At 63.8% G+C, this 17,541-nt stretch carries 16 protein-coding genes; 11 read left to right on the top strand and 5 right to left on the bottom strand.

Annotation, left to right across the window (positions count from 1 at the left end; genetic code table 11):
* Positions 1-54: 54 nt before the first annotated feature.
* Positions 55-1,248 carry an NO-inducible flavohemoprotein gene (hmpA, locus tag JJJ17_RS17210; protein ID WP_200688658.1) on the bottom strand — a complete coding sequence of 398 codons (1,194 nt, stop codon included), beginning with the start codon at positions 1,246-1,248 and terminating at the stop codon, positions 55-57.
* An 82-nt stretch (positions 1,249-1,330) separates the two neighbouring features.
* On the opposite strand from hmpA, the gene JJJ17_RS17215 reads away from it, so the two are divergent.
* Positions 1,331-1,753, top strand: coding sequence for an Rrf2 family transcriptional regulator (locus JJJ17_RS17215; RefSeq protein ID WP_200688660.1), 423 nt, complete (start codon positions 1,331-1,333; stop codon positions 1,751-1,753).
* Positions 1,754-1,765: 12 nt separating this feature from the next.
* On the opposite strand, the gene JJJ17_RS17220 is transcribed toward JJJ17_RS17215, so the two are convergent.
* Entirely contained in the window at positions 1,766-2,659 is an 894-nt protein-coding gene (locus JJJ17_RS17220) for a bifunctional 5,10-methylenetetrahydrofolate dehydrogenase/5,10-methenyltetrahydrofolate cyclohydrolase (protein ID WP_200688661.1), read from the bottom strand.
* A 174-nt stretch (positions 2,660-2,833) separates the two neighbouring features.
* Positions 2,834-5,068, bottom strand: coding sequence for a heavy metal translocating P-type ATPase (locus JJJ17_RS17225; RefSeq protein WP_200688662.1), 2,235 nt, complete (start codon positions 5,066-5,068; stop codon positions 2,834-2,836).
* Positions 5,069-5,155: 87 nt separating this feature from the next.
* Between JJJ17_RS17225 and JJJ17_RS17230 the strand changes: the two genes are divergently transcribed.
* A complete protein-coding gene (locus tag JJJ17_RS17230) occupies positions 5,156-5,584 on the top strand; it encodes a MerR family transcriptional regulator (protein ID WP_200688664.1) in 429 nt (142 codons plus the stop codon).
* 130 nt (positions 5,585-5,714) lie between these two features.
* Positions 5,715-6,614 (top strand): alpha/beta hydrolase fold domain-containing protein, encoded by a 900-nt coding sequence (locus JJJ17_RS17235; protein ID WP_200688665.1) that lies wholly within the window; start codon positions 5,715-5,717, stop codon positions 6,612-6,614.
* A gap of 18 nt (positions 6,615-6,632) precedes the next feature.
* Here JJJ17_RS17235 and JJJ17_RS17240 read toward each other — a convergent pair whose 3' ends face one another.
* On the bottom strand, positions 6,633-7,553 hold the full coding sequence (locus tag JJJ17_RS17240; protein WP_200688666.1) for a LysR family transcriptional regulator: 921 nt from the start codon (positions 7,551-7,553) through the stop codon (positions 6,633-6,635).
* A 103-nt stretch (positions 7,554-7,656) separates the two neighbouring features.
* Here JJJ17_RS17240 and wrbA point away from each other — a divergent pair, with 103 nt between their 5' ends.
* From wrbA to JJJ17_RS17265, 5 genes are all read left to right on the top strand, one after another.
* Positions 7,657-8,283: an NAD(P)H:quinone oxidoreductase gene (gene wrbA / locus JJJ17_RS17245; protein WP_200688667.1), complete on the top strand. Its 627-nt coding sequence runs from the start codon at positions 7,657-7,659 to the stop codon at positions 8,281-8,283.
* A complete protein-coding gene (locus JJJ17_RS17250; protein ID WP_200688668.1) occupies positions 8,283-9,476 on the top strand; it encodes an MFS transporter in 1,194 nt (397 codons plus the stop codon). The genes wrbA and JJJ17_RS17250 overlap by 1 nt, the downstream gene beginning before the upstream one ends.
* 131 nt (positions 9,477-9,607) lie before the next feature.
* A complete protein-coding gene (locus JJJ17_RS17255) occupies positions 9,608-10,105 on the top strand; it encodes an RNA polymerase sigma factor (RefSeq protein ID WP_200688669.1) in 498 nt (165 codons plus the stop codon).
* 37 nt (positions 10,106-10,142) lie between these two features.
* Complete coding sequence (locus JJJ17_RS17260) at positions 10,143-11,072, top strand: FecR family protein (RefSeq protein WP_200688670.1); 930 nt, start codon at positions 10,143-10,145, stop codon at positions 11,070-11,072.
* 129 nt (positions 11,073-11,201) lie between these two features.
* Positions 11,202-13,649: a TonB-dependent siderophore receptor gene (locus JJJ17_RS17265; protein WP_200688672.1), complete on the top strand. Its 2,448-nt coding sequence runs from the start codon at positions 11,202-11,204 to the stop codon at positions 13,647-13,649.
* 46 nt (positions 13,650-13,695) lie between these two features.
* Here JJJ17_RS17265 and JJJ17_RS17270 read toward each other — a convergent pair whose 3' ends face one another.
* On the bottom strand, positions 13,696-14,157 hold the full coding sequence (locus JJJ17_RS17270) for an Lrp/AsnC family transcriptional regulator (protein WP_200688674.1): 462 nt from the start codon (positions 14,155-14,157) through the stop codon (positions 13,696-13,698).
* A gap of 130 nt (positions 14,158-14,287) precedes the next feature.
* Here JJJ17_RS17270 and JJJ17_RS17275 point away from each other — a divergent pair, with 130 nt between their 5' ends.
* The 3 genes from JJJ17_RS17275 (at position 14,288) to JJJ17_RS17285 (ending at position 17,541) form a co-directional block, all read left to right on the top strand.
* Positions 14,288-15,466, top strand: a complete 1,179-nt coding sequence (locus JJJ17_RS17275) for a thiolase family protein (protein ID WP_200688676.1) — start codon at positions 14,288-14,290, stop codon at positions 15,464-15,466.
* A gap of 81 nt (positions 15,467-15,547) precedes the next feature.
* Positions 15,548-16,312, top strand: a complete 765-nt coding sequence (locus JJJ17_RS17280; RefSeq protein ID WP_200688685.1) for an SDR family NAD(P)-dependent oxidoreductase — start codon at positions 15,548-15,550, stop codon at positions 16,310-16,312.
* On the top strand, positions 16,309-17,541 hold the full coding sequence (locus tag JJJ17_RS17285) for a thiamine pyrophosphate-dependent dehydrogenase E1 component subunit alpha (protein ID WP_200688687.1): 1,233 nt from the start codon (positions 16,309-16,311) through the stop codon (positions 17,539-17,541). Before JJJ17_RS17280 ends, JJJ17_RS17285 begins: the two co-directional genes overlap by 4 nt.

A 17,541-nucleotide genomic window follows, 5' to 3' on the forward strand; every position in this document is an offset into this window, starting at 1 on the left:
CGGGGCGCTGCCGGACAGCGCCCCGATCTTTTCGGCTTGGTCTTTCTGGCCGGTCTAAGCGGCCAGATTTTCGTCGGTCGGACCAAAGAATTCGTAATGGATTCGGTCTGGTGAGACATTGGCCGCGATCAGGCTGGGGACGAAGTGCCGCAGGAATGGTTTCGGCCCGCACAGAAAGATATCAGCCTGATCCAGCGGCACGCTGTCACGCAGCCAGTCGATGGTGATGTAGCCGGTATTCGCTGCATCTGCTGGCTCGCTTCGTTCGTAGAAAGTCGCCACCTCGATATTGTCGTGAAGCCGCGCAAGATGGCGGACATGGGCCGCAAGGGCGTGGCTGTGACGATCCGCCGTGCCATGCACGAAATAGGTGGGCAGGGCTTTGTGCCGTTCGGCGATCTCTTCCAGCATGCTGACCATCGGCGTCAGCCCGACGCCTCCCGACAGCAGCACGACCGGCCTTTCGGGACTGTCGGCAAGGCAGAAATCACCGGCAGGGGCCGTCACTTCCAGCACACTGCCCAGTCGCGCGCTGTCATGGAGAAAGCCTGACGCCTCGCCCTGCGGCTCTCGTTTGACGGTAATGCGGTAATGGTCGCTGTTCGGTCCGCAAGAGATCGAATAGTTCCGGATCACACCCGACAGGCCAGCCGTATCAAAGCGCAGCGTCAGATATTGTCCCGGCTTGTGCCGCAATACCGGGCCGCCATCTTCCGGGCGCAAGGTGAACGAGACGATGATATCGCTTTCCGCCCGTTTTTCGGTGATCAGGAAACGCCGCCAGTCGGTCCAGCCGCCGGTCTGTGCGACAAGGTCCTGACGGATGACAGCTTCGCGGTTCATCAGGATTTCGGCAAGGAACCAGTAGGCCTCACCCCATGCGGCAAGGATCGGATCGGTGGCGGCCTCGCCCAGCACTTCCTTGATCGCTCCCAAAAGCGCGGTCGCGACAAAGGGATAATGTTCCGGCAGAATCGCATAACCCACATGTTTCTGCGCAATCCGTTCCACCGTCGTCGTCAGCACCGGCAGGTTGTCGATGTTCTGCGCATAGGCCAGCACCGCCCCTGCAAGGGCAAAGCGCTGCGCACCGCTGTTCTGGTTCGACTGGTTGAACAGGCGGGCGATGTGTTCGTCCCGGAAAAGGCGGCGATACATCGCTTCGGTGATCGCAACGCCGTGTTCGGCAAGAGCAGGCACGGTCGCCTTCACCAAGGCGATGGTTTCGGCAGAGAGCTGAGTGGCCATATCGGCTTCCTTATACATGTATATAATCTGCATCTTATTGGGCGGTATATACATGCATCTTTGATGCATATAATGTGACAAAATGAAGCTGACCCGTTACACCGACTTTGCGCTGCGAACGATGATTCACCTTGCGGCGCGTCCTGAAGAGCTGTCCTCGATCCGCGCCATCGCCGGGGCTTACGGGATTTCGCAAAACCATCTGATGAAGGTTGTGAACGACCTGGGCCATGCGGGCTTTGTCGAGGCGGTGCGCGGTCGCAACGGCGGCATCCGTCTGGGCCGGCCCGCCGATCAGATCACTCTTGGCGAAATCGTGCGCCATACCGAGGGGCACGAAAAGCTGGTCGATTGCGATGGCTGCCTGATTTCGCCGGTCTGCACCCTGCCGCGTCTTCTGTCGGAGGCGACCGAGGCGTTCATGCGCTCTCTGGACCGCTATCGGCTGTCCGATCTGGTCGCCTCGCCCGAGCAGTTCCGGGCGCTTCTGGCGATTGCCGAATAGAAGGGCCGGGCCTTAGCCGCCCAGCCAGCCTGCCGCGATCTGCCGCTTATGTGCGGTCATGGCGTTGCGGATCAGCATGGCGACCGTGACCGGGCCAACACCGCCCGGAACCGGGGTGATCCAGCCCGCGACGTTCAGCACCTTTTCCGTATCGACATCGCCGACAATCCTGACCGAACCATCCGCATCGGTGATCTGGTTGATGCCAATATCGATGACCGCCGCGCCCGGCTTGATCATATCCGGCCCGATCAGATGCGGCTTGCCGACCGCCACCACCACCACATCCGCGCGCCGCGAATGCATCGCGACCGAGCGGGTCATATGGTGGCACACAGTCACCGTCGCCCCTTCGGCCATCAGCAGAAAGGCAGCCGGTTTGCCGACGATCTCTGAATGGCCGATCATCACGACCTCCAGACCCTTCAGATCCAGCCCGGTCTCTTTCACCAGCTCGACCGCAGCTGCGGCGGTACAGGGGGCCAGTGCCACGTCGTTGTAAACGATGTTGCCGATAGAGGCGGGGTTCATCCCCTCGACATCTTTCAGCGGATGGATCGCCGATTGCAGCGAGCGGACATGGATATGCGACGGCACCGGACGCTGCAGGATGATGCCCAGCACATCGGGGGAATCGTTCAGCTCGACAATCCGGCGCTTGCAGTCCTCCAGCGTGATCTCGGCAGGCCATATCTGCTGATCGAAGGGGATCCCCGCTGCAGCCGCGCCGCGTGCCTGCCCCCGCACATAGACCTCGATCTCGGGCGACGGGCCGATAGAGATCGAAACCAGCCTGCCGACAGGTCGGGTCTTGGCGGCCTGCATCACCTCTTCGCGCAGTTCGGCCAGAATGCGGGCCTGAACGGCCTTGCCGTCGATCAGGCGATGATCCCGTTCTGCTGTCATGCGATTGAACCCTTCTCTGTGGTCGCCGTAAGGCTGCCTTGCCGATGCCGCAGGTATCGCGTGATTTCGCCATAGGTGATAGGCCAGACCCGACCGCACGGAGCGGCAAAGCGTCGCTTCGACGCCCCGCCTCTCGCGCAGGATTCCTTGGACGGGTCCGCGAAACCTGACTTGTCAGCCCTCTTGATCGGGCCGGAAGCGCATCAGGCGCAGGGCATTCAGCGTCACCAGAACCGTCGCCCCGGTATCGGCCAGAATGGCGATCCATAGCCCGGTGATGCCAAGGACCGAGGTGACCAGAAACACCGCCTTCAGCCCAAGCGCGATGGTGACGTTCTGGCGGATATTGCCCATGGTCGCGCGCGCCAGCCGGATCAGCGCCGGAACATCCGTCACCCTGTCGCGCAGGATCGCCGCATCCGCAGTCTCCAGAGCCACATCGGTCCCCGAACCCATGGCGACCCCGATCCCCGCCTGCTTAAGTGCGGGCGCATCATTGATGCCGTCACCGATCATCATCACCTGCCCCGAAGCGCCCAGTTCGCGGATCGCCTCCAGCTTGTCCTCGGGCATCATTCCCGCCCTGAAGCTCATGCCCAGATCGCCCGCAATCGCTTCAGCCGTCCGGGGATTGTCGCCGGTCAGCATGATCGAGCCGACATTCAGCGCCTGCAATTGCCGCACAGCCTCTGCGGCATCTGCGCGCGGCTCATCGCGCATCGCGATCAGGCCCAGCGGTTGATCCTGCCGGAACACCGCAACGACGGTCTTGCCCTCGCTTTCCAGACGGGCGGCGACACTTGTCTGATCCGATGCGATGCCACCGTGCTCTGCCGCATGTGCCGGTGAGGAAACCCATGCCTGCACCCCCGCAACCGTGGCCTCGACACCTTTGCCGACCAAGGCGCGCGCATTCTGGGAAGGCAACGGCGCAATCCCCGCTTTATCGACCCGCGCAAGGATCGCCCGCGCAAGTGGGTGGCTTGAGCCGCTTTCGACCGCACCCGCGACTTGCAGAAGTTCCGCTTCCCCGATGCCGGATGTCGGGATCAGGTCTGTGACGACTGGTCTGCCATGGGTCAGCGTGCCGGTTTTGTCGAAGGCGACCTGCGTGACGCTTGCGGCGGCCTCGATCACCGCGCCGCCCTTCATCAGCAGCCCGCGCTTTGCCCCCGCTGACAGCGAGGACGCAATGGCGGCGGGGACCGAGATCACCAGCGCACAAGGGCAACCGATCAGCAGCAATGCCAGCCCGCGATAAATCCACGTCTCCCACGCGGCCCCGAAAGCCAGCGGCGGGACGATGATCACCAGTGCCGCGACGGCGACGATTGCCGGCATATACCAGCGGCTGAAGCGGTCGATGAAGCGTTCGGTGGGCGCGCGTGCATCCTCGGCCTCTTCGACCAGACGGATGATGCGGGCGATGGTGTTGTCCGATGCCTCACGGGTGACGCGGATGCGCAGCGCGGCTTCGGTGTTGACCGAACCGGCGAAAACCGCCTCGCCCGGCCCCTTGGTCACGGGAACGCTTTCGCCGGTGACCGGGCTTTCATCGATGCCGCCCAGCCCCTCGACGATCTCGCCATCCGCCGCGACCCTGTCGCCGGGGCGGACAAGGATGACCTGACCGATTGCAAGACTGTTGGCAGGAACCTCGCGCGTCTGACCATCGATTTCGACGATGGCGGTCTTTGGCACGAGATTTGCCAGCGCGCGGATCCCGTCGCGGGCCTTGCCTGCGGCAACCCCTTCCAGCACCTCGCCGACGGCGAACAGGAACACCACCAACGCGGCCTCTTCCGCGGCACCGATGAACAGCGCGCCGATGGCGGCGATGGTCATCAGGCTTTCGATGGTGAAGGGCTGGCCCATGCGCAGCGCCTCGAAAGCACGCTTTGCGATGGGCGCGACGCCGATCACGCAGGCCAGAACAAAGGCCCAGCGGCCGGTTTCGGAGGAGGTCAGAAGCTCGAAGGCCCAGGCAAGGACAAGCAGGGTGCCGGTGAGGATGACCAAACGGCCTTTGCCGGTCTGATACCACCGCAGGCTGCGATCAGCGGGTGCAGCGCTGTCCTTCGCGGGACCGCCCGTCATGGCCGCTGCCGGTTCACCGACCGGCCTATCATCGTGCGGCGCTTCGATCGGCAGGACGAATTTTCGCGCACCGGGCACCGTCTGGCCCTTCGGCGCGATGCCATATCCCAACCGGCGCACAACCGCCTCGATCTCCTGCGCTTCGGTGCCGCCATCGGTCAATGTCAGCGATAGCCGCTCGCTTATCAGGGCGACCTTGACATCGCTGACGCCCGGCAACCGCTCGACCGCCTTGGTGACTTTGGCCGTGCAGGCAGCGCAATCCATGCCGCTGACGGTCCATTCGCGCCGCTGTATCACGCTATCGCTCATCCTGATCTCCTGCCTTCTGAACGGACTTTCCTTCATCGAATCGCAGATGTAATGTCTCTAGTAACTAGAGCTTCAAGAGGTTTTTTCATGCTCAGCATCGGAAAACTTAGCGCCTCCGCCGGGGTCAAGATTCCGACGATCCGGTATTACGAGCAGATCGGCCTGCTCAGCCCGCCCATCCGTACTGCCGGTAACCAGCGGCTTTATGACCGAGCTGCGCTGGAAAGGCTGGCCTTCATCCGGCACGCCCGCGATCTTGGCTTTCCGCTTGAGGCGATCAGAGAGTTGCTGAGCCTGTCCGATCATCCCGACATGCCCTGCGCCGCGGCAGACGTGATCGCCAAGCGGCAGTTGCTTTCGGTGCAAAGCAGGATCGCGATGCTGCAATCGCTGCAGGAAGAGCTGGAGCGGATGGTGACCCAATGCGCGCATGGAACGGTGTCGGATTGCAAGGTGATCGAGGTGGTGGGCAATCACCGCCTGTGCCTGCACGAGGATCATGCCGCCGCCGATTGACGTTTCGGTATTGGTATGGCCGATCACCCGGCGCCTGCCCGGATAGTCGGGCACAGCGCGTGCGATTTGCCATTGATCCCGCAACCGGCATTGTTGTGCTTTCGCTTCTCTCCGCGCTAGGCTGCCGGATATGAGATCAGACGAAGCGATTGACCCCGAATTTCTGGCCATTGCCGCGCCCCGAGCGGCGCTGACCCTGCCTTTCGATGCCTCTGCGCCCGAACCGGCCCGCAGGAACCGACGGGAATTGTTCGGCCCGGTTTCGGGGCGCATGGCAGCGCATGTGCAGACCGAGCGTAGAGATGATCTGGCCTTCTTCACCCCCGACAATGCCCGCCCGGGATATATCCTTTATCTGCATGGCGGCGGCTGGGCGCTTTGCGATACCGTGACCCATGCAGCGGTGATGACCGATCTTGCGGCGACTTCTGGGCTGACCGTGGCAGGCGCGGATTATCCCCTCGCGCCCGAGCATCCCTATCCGCAGGCGCTGGATATGCTGGCTGAAACCGCCGCAAGGCTGGCTGCCGAAAATCCCGGCGCGCCGCTGGTTCTGGCGGGGGATAGCGCGGGGGCGAACCTTGCCCTTGGACTTGCGGCGCGGCTGCGAGATGCGGGAAGCGTGCGGGTCGATGCGCTGGTTCTGTTCTATGGCTGCTATCGCAGGCTGTTCGATACCGAAAGTCACCGGCTTTACGGCGGTGGAGAATTCGGCCTGACGACCGAGGGTATGCGGGTTTACTGGGATCTGTATCTGGCATCGCATTCCGCGCCCGCTTATGGCGACCTGACCAAGCTGGACGTAAACGGACTGCCGCCCTGTTTCATCGGGGCGGCGGCGCTTGATTGCCTTCGCGACGACAGCACATGGCTGGCAGATCGGTTAAGCGCGGCAGGCATCCCCAATGCCCACCAGAGCGTCCCGGCAGTCCCGCATGGTTTCCTGCATTATACCGGACTTTATCCGCCCGCCTTCGGATTGCTGGATGCTGCGGGCCAATGGTTGCGCGACCGGGATCGCCAGCCGTAGCGACCACCGGCAACGGGGCTATGAGGCGTAGCCTCCGCCGTCCGGGCGGCATATCCGCATCAGCGCGGCGGCGAAACTGGTTGCTGCCGGGCCGAACGGCTCATCCAGCCTGCGGGCAAGATAGCACTGTGACTGAACCTCGCTGTCCTGACCCAACAGCGTCGTCTTCAGGCGGACCAGCCGTCCGGCGCTCAGGTCGTCCTTGATCAGCCATAACGGCAGGCGACCCCATCCCAAACCGGACAGGATCAGCGCATGCTTGGCGCTTTGACTGTTCACCCGGCAGGATTGCGGAGACAGCACGCCGAAATCACGTCCCTCAGACAGCGCAGATGGATCGGACTGAACGATCTGCACATGATCCGCCAGATCGGGCAGGCCGATATTGCAAAGACCCGCCAGCGGATGCCCGCCGGCAACGACCGCGACTTGCGACAGCGACGACAGCGCGTCGAAGCTGATCCGGGGATCGCGGAAGTCCTCACCGACCATGATCGCAAGGGTGCAGCGCCGATCCTTTAGTGCCGTTACCGGCCCGCCCAAAGGCTCGACCGAGACGCGGATCGCGACCGAGGGGAAGCACGCCCGCATTTGGGTCAGCGCCGCACCCACGGTTTCAAGGGGGAAAAGCGTATCGACAACGATGGGCAGTGCGAGCTCGACCCCTTCGCCGAAGCCGCGTGCCCGTGCGCGCATCGCATCGACGCGCAGAAGCACGTCGCGCGCATCGGCAAGAAGCGCCTTTCCCTCGGATGTCAGAACCGGGCGATGACCCGAGCGGTCGAACAGAAGGACGCCCAGTTGCGCCTCCAGATTGGCGATGCTGACGCTGACGCCCGATTGCGCGCGCGACAGGCTGCCCGCTCCGGCACGAAAGCTGCCGCGATCGGCGACGGCGACGAAAGTGCGGATTTGATCCAGGGTCAGTGCGTCCAGCATGATCACTTCAGCTTATCAGTTTGATGCAAATTCTATCACTCCTGCCGGTCAAGCGTCAGGTCTATATCCATTCCACATCGAAAATTTCGCAAGGAGCAGGCCAATGACCCGCGTTCTGGTGCTTTACTATTCCTCTTACGGCCATATCGAGAAAATGGCCGCCGCGATTGCCGAGGGTGCGCGCGAGACAGGGGCAACTGTCGCGCTGCGGCGCGTGCCCGAACTGGTCCCGCCCGAGGTCGCGGCGCAATCCGGCTATAAGCAGGACCCCGAGGTTGCGGTGGCGAAAGTGTCGGAACTGGCCGACTACGACGCCATCATCATCGGCACGCCGACCCGTTTCGGCAACATGGCCTCGCAGATGAAGAACTTTCTGGATCAGACCGGCGGCCTGTGGTTCGAGGATCGGCTGGTCGGCAAGGTCGGCAGCGTCTTTACTTCGACCGGCAGCCAGCATGGCGGACAAGAAACCACGATCCAGTCCACCCATACCGTGCTGCTGCACCTTGGCATGATCGTCGTCGGGCTGCCCTACAGCTTCAAGGGCCAGCTGCGTATGGATGAGATCACCGGCGGGTCACCCTATGGTGCCTCGACGCTTGCCGACGATGGCAATGGCGGCGACCGTCAGCCAAGCGCGAATGAGTTGGACGGAGCCCGCTTTCAGGGCCGGCATGTGGCCGGGATCGCGGCGGCGCTGGTCGCGGGCAGACCGGCAGGGGCTGCGTGATGCGCGCGGCGGGCTCGGTCTTTCTGCCCGATGCGACCCGGTGGAGTGCCGTCGCGGTGCTGGTCGCTTCGGGGATCGTCGCGGCGCTGCAGGTCGGCAAGGCGGCCATCGCCACACCGATGCTGCAAGCCGATCTTGGGCTGAGCCTTGCCGCCATTGGCTGGCTGACCGGCGTTTTCGCCATCATCGGGCTGGTGGGCGGGGTTCCCTGCGGGCTGATGGTGGCGCGGTCAGGCGCGCGGCGGATGCTGTTGCTGGGCCTTGTGATCGTGGCGGCAGGTGCGGCGATGGGCGCGGCGTCGGGAACCTATGGCTGGCTTCTGATCTCGCGGATCATCGAAGGCGCAGGATTTCTGCTGATCTCGGTCGCCGCGCCCTCGATCCTTGAGCGCGTCACCGACATCCCGCGCCGCAATCTCGCCTTCGCGCTATGGAGCTGTTTCATGCCTGCGGGCTTGGCGATTGCGATGCTGGCCGGGCCGCTGTTCGATGGCTGGCGTTCAATCTGGTGGGCGTCCTGTCTGCTGGCGGTGGTAGTCGCTTTGGCGGTCATGCTGATCGTTCCGTCCGAGGAGGGTCGCTCATCCGCCACGACGGAGGGGGTTGGCGACGATGTCAGGCGGACGCTGCAGGCGGGCGGGCCGCTGGCTCTGGCGGCAGGCATTGGGCTTTACAGCCTGATGTTCTTCGCCCTGTTCAGCTTTCTGCCGATGTTGCTGATGGAGCGGATGCAGGTTTCTCATCAGGTTGCCGGGCTGCTGAGCGCTTTGGCGACGGCTGCGAATATCCTTGGAAATCTGGCGGCGGGATTGCTGCTGTCACGCGGGATTGGCCGAGGGGTGGTGCTGGCGGGCGCCAGTCTGGTGATGGGCGTGGCCGGGCTTGGCATCTTCATCCCGGTTTTCGCGGATGTGCCGACATTCATGCTTTGCGTGCTGTTCTCGGCGGTGGGCGGGCTGGTTCCGGCAACCCTGCTTGCCTCGGCTCCGGTTGCGGCACCTGCTGCGGGACTGGTTCCGATCGTTCTTGGGCTGATCGTACAGGGAAACAACCTTGGCCAGATCATTGGTCCGGTGGCGGTCGGCACGGTGATTGAAACGCATGGCTGGTCCGCCGCCGCCCTGATCGTCGCGATTGCGGCGCTGGCGGGAATGGCGGTCGCCACAGTGATCGGGCGCAGAGTGCATGCCTGAGACCGGGCGTTGCAATCGGGCATCTGCGGGCGGCTCTGACAAAAACACTAAGGAACCGCCTTGCCTTCTGTCCGCCAATCATGACAGATCCGTGCCATCGCATCCGCACTGCCACGAGGAAGAGTTCACCATTGGCGTGGGACGTCCAGAACCTGTTCCGGCGCTATGCGGGCGAGCTGAACGGCTCGCTTCGCCGCCGTGGCATGTCCGACGATCTGGCATCGGACATCACGCAGGATGCATTTCTGCGGATGTTGACCGCCCGACCCCGTGACGAGGCAGACAGTCCGCGCGCCTATCTTTACCGGATCGCCCGCAATCTGGTGATCGATCACGAGCGGCGGCGGCGTTTTGTCGGCATGCACCAGATCGGCGACGATGCGTTGCATCAGATCGCCGATCCTGCGCCGGGGGCCGAGACGATCATCTACGACCGGCAAAGGCTTCGCATCGTCGTCAAAGCCTTGGCGGATCTGCCTGAGCGCAGCCGGATTGCGTTCGAGCTGCATCGGCTGGAGGGGCTGACGAATGCCGAGATCGGGCAACGCATCGGTCTGTCCACGACGCAGACCTGGACGCTGATCCGCGACGCCTATCGCCACATCCGTGATCGGCTGCGCGATGTCTGACGCTGTATCGCGGGGTGCGTCTCCGGTCAGGGAAGCCATGCCAAGCAATCAGGCGGAAGCGGATCGGCGGTTCGATGAGGCACTGGACCTGATCCTGCGCCTTCGCGACGATCCGGCAGCAGCGGACGAGGCGCAGCGCTGGCGGATAATCAGCCCGTCCCACGAGGCGGCATGGGCCGAGGTAGCCGCGATCCATGGCATGACCGGGCAGGTGCTGTCCGATCAGCGCCAGCCACCCCGAGACCGTCATATGGGTCGCCGGATGGTTCTGTTGGGCGGGTTGGCGCTTGGCGGTGCGATGACCGTGCCGGGCTTGGTGACACGCGCGCGTGCGGATTTCGTAACCACCACCGCCGAGATTCAGCGCCTGACGCTGCCCGATGGCAGCATCGCCACCCTTGGCCCGGACAGCGCGCTCGCCCTTCGCTTCGACGAGGGTCAGCGTGGGATCGATCTGCTGTCGGGAATGGCCTTCTTGGATGTGGCCGCCGCCCCCGCCCGCGACTTCACCGCCCGCTCTGGCCCGGTGACGGTCACGGCGCGGCAATCCCGGTTTGAGCTGGCGCTGGACGCGCGACTGGTCAGCGTTGCCGTCGCGCAGGGCGATGTCGATGTGCATGTAGACCGGGCCGGATCGTCGCAGGGCAGCCATGTCTCGGTTGGTGAAAGGCTGTCCTTTGATGCCGATGGCAGGCCGGCCCTGTCGTCCCGCGCGCCGGATCAGGTCGGCGTCTGGCGTGAAGGGCTGATCGTGGCCGATAACGAGCCGGTGGCGGCCGTCATCGCCCGCATCGCCCGCTGGCAGCAGGGGCGCGTGGTTCTGGCCGCCCGGTCGCTGGCGGATGAGAAGATCAGCGGCGTCTTCGACCTGTCGAACCCGGTCATGGCGCTTCAGGCCGTGGTGCATCCCTATGGCGGCAGCGTGCGCCAGATCTCGCCTTATCTGACGGTGATCTCGCGCATCTGAAGAAATTTGCGCTCTCGACCGAAAATCTGGCCTGCCCGTTCGTTCTATTGGTCAGGGACTGCTTACCCAGCAACGTCAAGGCAGCGCGGACCCTCTGCACAATGAAGGATTGCTCAGAGAGGCAACGGCATGGGACGTGAAAACGGTAACCGCAGAACGCGGTTCTTAAAGGGTCGGGCGCTGGCTGCGGCGCTGATGACGACGGCGGCGGCCACGGGGCTTGCGGTCGTGACGGCGCAGCAGGCGATGGCGCAGGAACAGCGGCGCGATTTCTCGATCCCGGCGGGTCCGCTTGGACCGGCGCTTGCGCGCTTCGGGCAGCAGGCGATGTTGCAGGTCACCTACAGCCCCTCGGTCGCCAGCGGCAAGAACACGGCGGGCGTCAGCGGCAGCATGTCCCCGGAAGAGGCGATTTCGCGACTGCTGGCCGGTTCGGGCCTTGCCTATTCCTTCCCGAATGCCGCGACTGTGGCGATCTCTGCCGCGACTGCGACTGTTGGCCCAGAGGGCGACAGCACCCTGTTGCAGACGATCACCCTGCGGGGCACCGGGCTGTTGGGGCCGACCGACGGCTATATCGCCTCGGGTGCCTATACCGCGACCAAGACCGAGACGCCCCTGATCGAGGTGCCGCAGGTCGTGAACGTGATCACCCGCGATCAGATCGAGGCCCAGGGTTCGCAATCGGTGACGCAGGCCACGCGTTATGCTCCGGGCGTTGTGCCGGGCTTTGGCGACAGCGACAGCCGCAACGATGTACTGCAATCGCGCGGCTTCTTCATGCGCCAGAACCTGAACGGGTCGCGCCTGCCCTATGGTGCCTACAGTTCCGCCTTTCTCAAGATCGAGCCTTACGGGCTTGAGCGGATCGATGTGCTGAAGGGGCCGTCTTCGGTCATGTATGGGCAGAACCTGCCGGGCGGGCTGATCGACCTGACGACCAAGCGCCCGACGCCGGACCCGCACCGCGAGATCGCGGTCGAGACCGGCAATCACGGGCGTCTGCAAGGCATGTTCGATTTCTCGGGCCCGCTTGGCGGTGATGAGCGATTTCAGTATCGCCTGACCGGGCTTAGCCGCGATGCCGATGGCCGCATCGATTTCGGGTATGAAAGGCGCGACTTCATCGCCCCCGCCTTCACATGGCAGCCGAACGAGACGACCTCGCTGACCGTATTCGGGCATTATCAGCGTGACGAGACGATCTCGGACTATGTGGCGCTGCCTGCGGCGGGAACGCTTCTGCCGAACCCGAATGGCGAATTGCCAGTGACGCTGTATCCCGGCGAGCCGGGCCATGACGGGTATGAGCGTGAACAAAGCTCCATCGGCTACGATTTCCGGCACGAATTCGCGAATGGCTGGCGGCTGCGGCAGAACCTGCAGGTGAACAGCGTCGATGTGGACACCAAGGCCACCCCGACCGCCTTCCTTGATCCGACGCAGCGCTATGCCACCCGCGTCGCGACCCGAGGGCTGGCGGCGGCGGATACCGTCACCATCGACACCAATATTCAGGGTGAATTCACAACAGGCGGGGTGACGCATAACCTGTTGCTGGGGTTCGATTATCTGCGGCTGAAGGACAGCTATCGCTTTGCCTCGAACCTTTATCCGGGGCAGTTCGACCTTTTCGATCCGGTCTATGGCGTGACCCCGCCGGAACTGATCGACCGGATCGACTATCGGATGAAGCGCAGTCAGGTCGGCGTCTATGTGCAGGATCAGATGCGCTGGAACGACTGGATCGTCACCGCCAGCCTGCGCGGCGACCGGGTGCGCGCGGATTCGTCCGAGGCGATGCAGGGAGCACAGTTTTCCTATCGCGACACCGCGCTGACCGGGCGGATCGGGGCGGTCTATCTGATGGAGAACGGGTTTGCGCCCTTCTTTTCCTACTCGACCTCGTTCGATCCGGTGGATGGGGTGACGCCGCAAGGCGGGCCGCTGAAGCCGATGGAGGGCGAGCAGATCGAGGCGGGGGTGAAATACGAATCCGCCGATGGCAGCCGGATGCTGTCGCTGTCCACCTATCAGATCACCCAGCAGAACATCACCGCACCCAATCCTGATCCGGTTCAGGGCGGTTTCTTGCAGACGGGCGAGGCGCGTGTTCGCGGTTTCGAGCTGGAGGGAAAGGCAGAGCTGACCCCGCAGCTTAGCCTGATCGCCTCTTACGCCTATACCGACTCGAAGGTGACGAAGACCAATGGCGGCACAGAATATCTGGCCGGAAACGAGCTGATCATGGTGCCGGATCATCAGGCGGCGTTGTGGCTTGATTACGGTTTCCAGGCGGGGCCGCTGCAGGGGCTGAACCTTGCGGGCGGGGTGCGCTATATGGGCAAGTCCTTCGGCGATGCCCAGAACACGGTCGAGGTTGGTGGCCAGACCCTGCTGGATGCAGCGGTTTCCTATGACTTCGGCAGCCGCAATCCCCGCTATGAGGGGCTGACGCTGCGGGTCACCGGCAACAACCTTCTGGACAAGGAATATGTCGGCTACTGTCAGTCGTTACAGCAATGCTTCTACGGTCAGGGACGGACCCTTGCCGCGACGCTGAAGTATCAGTGGTAGTTTGAATGTGCCCGCATCGGTCGCGATGCGGGCATCTTGCCGTCCTTCACAGCGGCAGCGCGCTCGAATCCTTGATGATCTCAAGGATGACCGAGCTTTGCATCTCGCGCACGCCGGGCAGGGCAACCAGTTTCCCCTGCATCAGCCGCTGATAGTGATCGATATCCTCGACGATGATCCGCAGGTAGAAATCGAATTCGCCCAGCACCAGCAGCGCCACCTGAATTTCGGGAATGTCGCGAACGGCGGCCTTGAATTGATCCAGCATGTCGGCGTGATGCCCGGTCAGCTTGATCCGCACGATGATGACGCTGTGAAACCCCATCTTGCGCGGGTCGAGGATCGTCCGCTTGCCCTTGATGATGCCGTCAGCCTGCAGGCTGGCGATGCGGCGAGAGCAGGGGGATTGCGAGATGCCCACCCGCTCGGCGATTTCGGTCACGGTCAGGTTGCCATCGGTCTGCATCGCACGAAGGATTCGCAGATCCGTTTCGTCGATTGTTCGCATGATTTCACCCTGTGGATCGCAAATTCTGGCTGGTTCATGCTGATTGATACCAAAACCACGGATAGATCGGCAACAGTTTGCGTGTATACTGCGCTATATCTTGCTCGCATTCGATGGCGGGGAGGCAATCATGCAGGACGTGGCGATTCTGGCGGCGCGGCGCACACCTCTTGGCGGGTTTCAGGGGGCGCTGTCCTCGGTCCCGGCGCCCGAGCTTGCGGCGGTTGCCATCCGTGCTGCGGTTCAGGACGCGGGCCTTGCCGATGATGCCGTGGATGAGGCGCTGATCGGGCTGGTCCTGCCTGCGGGCGTCGGTCAAGCCCCGGCGCGGCAGGCGGTTCTGGGGGCGGGATTGCCGATTGCGGTGCCCGCGACCACGATCAGCAAGGTTTGCGGCTCGGGGCTGAAAGCGATCATCGACGGCGCGGCGCGGATTCGCGCGGGCGAGGTGTCGGTGGTCATTGCGGGCGGCATGGAAAGCATGTCCAACGCCCCGCACCTGATCCCGACGTCGCGGCAAGGGCAGCGGTTGGGCCATGGTCGCATGGTCGATCATATGTTTTTCGACGGGCTTGAAGACGCCTATGAAAAGGGCGCGCTGATGGGCCGTTTCGCCGAAGCCTGCGCCGACAGATACGCCTTCACCCGCGATGAACAGGACGCCTATGCGATCCGTTCGCTGGAACGCGCGCTTGCGGCGCAGGCAGCGGGTGCTTTTGACGACGAGATCGCGGCGGTGACTGTGATCTCGCGCAAGGGCGATGTGGTGGTGGCTGCGGATGAACAGCCCGCGCAGGCCCGCCCCGACAAGATACCGACCTTGAAGCCTGCTTTTCGCGCCGATGGGACGGTGACGGCGGCCTCCTCATCCTCGATCTCGGACGGGGCGGCGGCGCTGGTCTTGGCGTCTCGCGAGACGGTCGAGACGCAGGGCTTGCAGCCGCGCGCTTGGATCGTCGGCAGTGCCGCCCATGCCCACGAACCGGCATGGTTCAGCACCGCGCCGGTCGCGGCGACCCAGAAGCTGTTGGACAAGCTGGGCTGGCAGGTCGGCGATGTCGATCTGTGGGAGGTGAACGAGGCTTTCGCCGTCGTCGCCATGGCCTTTATCCGCGATCTGGGGCTGTCGGACGATGTGGTGAACGTCAATGGCGGTGCCTGTGCGCTTGGCCATCCTATCGGCGCGTCAGGCGCGCGGATCGTGGTGACGTTGCTGAACGCATTGGAAAAGCGCGGGCTGAAGCGCGGCATCGCCTCGATCTGCATCGGCGGCGGTGAGGCGCTGTCCATCGCCATCGAAAGGCCCTGAGATGGCGTTGATCCTGACTGACAGGGATGCGGCGAAGTGTGGCGGGGCATATTTCGCGCGAACTTTTGAAGGGGGGCAGCGATGAAGCTGGGAACGGATATTGCGGCGATTGTCACCGGCGCGGCCTCGGGCCTTGGGCTGGCTGTGGCCGAAGCGTTGGCGGCAGAGGGCGTCAGGGTTGGTCTGTTGGACATGAACGCAGAGGCTGGTGAGGCCGAAGCGGCGCGGATGGGCGGGGCATTCGCGCAATGCGATGTGGCGGACCCGGCATCGGTGGCGGCGGCGTTGAAAAGCCTGCGTGCGGCACATGGGCAAGAGCGGATTTGCGTCAATTGCGCCGGAATCGCGCCCGCGCATCGCAGCGTGTCGAAGAACGGCGCGCATGATCCGGCGCTGTTTGCCAAGGTTTGTGGCATCAACCTGATCGGCACCTTCAACGTCGCAACGCAATCGGCGGCTGGCATGGCCGCTGCCGATCCGCTGGCAGAGGGAGAGCGCGGAGTGATCGTCAACACCGCCTCCATCGCCGCCTGGGATGGGCAGGTCGGGCAGCTGGCCTATGCGGCGTCCAAGGCGGGCGTGGCGGGGATGACCCTGCCGATGGCCCGCGATCTAGCGCGCAGCGGCATCCGGGTGATGGCGATTGCGCCGGGCATCTTTGGCACCGCCATGGTCAAGGCCTTCCCGCAGGATATTCAGGACGCACTGGCCCAGCATGCCCAGTTCCCGCCGCGCCTTGGCCGCCCCGAGGAATTTGCCGCGCTGGTCCGTCATATCGTCGAAAACCCGATGCTGAATGGTGAGGTGATCCGTCTGGACGCCGGAACAAGGATGCCCGCGAAATGAGCGATGCGAAGCTGACTTTCCCCCATCCGCCCGCCCGGCCCAACCAGCCGGTCGATTTCTCGAATATCGTCGTGCCGAAAGCCGGGCTGCTGCCGGTCCCGCCGCTGGATCTGGCACCGCAGGACGCGCAGCCTTTTGCGCGCGGGCTGATCCGGGTGATGGACGACACCGGCACCCCGGTCGGTCCCTGGGCCGAATATCTGGGCGAAATGCCCGCCGACGATCTGCGCAAGGGTTTGCGCGACATGCTGAAGATGCGGGCCATCGACCGCCGGATGCAGAACGCGCAGCGGCAGGGCAAGACCTCGTTCTACATGCAAAGCACCGGGGAAGAGGCGATCGGCTGCGCCTTCCAGCGGCAATTGCAGCAAGGGGACATGAACTTCCCGACCTATCGCCAGCAAATCCTGCTGGTCGCCGCCGATTACCCGCTAGAGCCGATGCTGGGCCAGCTTTATTCCAACGATCTTGACCCGCTTGAAGGGCGGCAATTGCCAATCATGCATTCGGCGCGGGATTACGGCTATTTCTCGGTCTCGGGCAACCTTGGCACGCAATATGTGCAGGCGGTCGGCTGGGCGATGGCCTGTGCGCTGCGGGGAGACGGCAAGATCGCGGCGGCATGGATCGGCGACGGGGCGACGGCCTCGAACGATTTCCACAGCGCGATGCTGTCAGCCTCGGTCTATCAGCCGCCGGTGGTGCTGAATATCGTCAACAATCAGTGGGCGATTTCGACCTATACTGGCGTTGCTGCGGGCAAAAGCGAAACCTATGCCGCCCGTGCGCTTGGCTATGGCGTTCCGGCGCTGCGCGTCGATGGCAATGATTTCCTTGCCGTGTCCGCCGTGTCCCGCTGGGCCATCGAACGGGCGCGCAAGGGCTTTGGCCCGGTCGCGATCGAGTGGTTCACTTATCGCGCCGCCGCCCATTCCTCGTCGGACGACCCCTCCGCCTATCGCCCCAAGGACGAGGCGCAGGCATGGCCGCTAGGCGATCCGGTGGACCGGCTGAAGGCGCATCTGATCGACCGTGGCGAATGGTCCGAGGAACGCCATGTGCAGGCCGGGGCCGAGTTGCTGGACGAGGTGACTCAGGTGCAAAAACAGGTCGAGGCGCATGGCACGCTGGTCAATCCGCAGCCCGCCTCGCCGACCGCGATCTTCAACGGCGTCTATGCCGACATGCCCGAACATCTGCGCAGGCAGCGTCAGGAGATGGGATATTAA

It is taken from the genome of Paracoccus caeni, assembly GCF_016629665.1.
In the GTDB taxonomy this organism is placed as follows: Bacteria; Pseudomonadota; Alphaproteobacteria; order Rhodobacterales; family Rhodobacteraceae; genus Paracoccus; species Paracoccus caeni.